This is a genomic window from Caballeronia pedi, assembly GCF_001544915.2.
Taxonomy (GTDB): domain Bacteria; phylum Pseudomonadota; class Gammaproteobacteria; order Burkholderiales; family Burkholderiaceae; genus Caballeronia; species Caballeronia pedi.
Genome location: NZ_FCOE02000127.1, coordinates 1 through 790 on the forward strand (window position 1 = coordinate 1; position 790 = coordinate 790).

A 790-nucleotide genomic window follows, 5' to 3' on the forward strand; every position below is an offset into this window, starting at 1 on the left:
AGCCTGCAAGCTGGTTGAGTCCCGGGCGCTAGCGCAGATCGTGGCAGGCAAGCTCCAGTTGCAGTGGTCACCGCAGCAGATTGCAGGATGGCTCAGGCGCTCGTATTCAGACGAGGACTACCACGTGTCTCACGAGACGATCTATCGCAGCCTCTTCATCCACGCCCGTGGTGCCCTTAAGAAGGAGTTGCTGGAACATCTGCGTCGCACACGAGCGATGCGGCGATCGCGCCACCATACGCAAAAGACTGACGATCACGGCCGGATCCGCGAGACGGTGTCGATCAGCGAACGTCCGGCAACAGTTGAAGATCGCGCCGTACCGGGCCACTGGGAGGGCGATCTCTTGTGCGGCAGCGCGAACAGCCAGATAGCAACGCTCGTTGAGCGCCAGACACGCTACGTGATGCTGGTCGGGATTCCCAGCAAGGATAGCGAAACGGTAATCAATGCCCTCATCAAACATGCCACCAAGTTGCCACAGGAGCTCTATAAATCACTAACTTGGGATCGGGGAACAGAGATGGCCGGGAACAAACGATTCACCGTGGCCACTGATATCCAGGTCTACTTCTGCGACCCCCAGCATCCGTGGCAGCGAGGATCAAACGAGAATACAAACGGACTTCTATGGCAGTACTTCCCCAAAGGCACAGATCTGTCCGTGTATTCGCAGGCTAAGCTTAATGCCGTGGCGCGACGGCTGAACGAGCGTCCGAGAAAGACGCTCGGATACGAAACGCCAGCCGAACGGTTCCAGCAAACTATTGCATCGACCGGTTGAATCCGC

General features: G+C 57.6%; 1 protein-coding gene. It reads left to right on the forward strand.

All coding sequences use genetic code 11. From position 1 onward, the window contains the following. The coding region (locus tag AWB80_RS42825) for an IS30 family transposase (protein ID WP_061180613.1) at positions 1-784 on the forward strand (784 nt) is incomplete at its 5' end. Between the last annotated feature and the right edge of the window lie 6 nt (positions 785-790).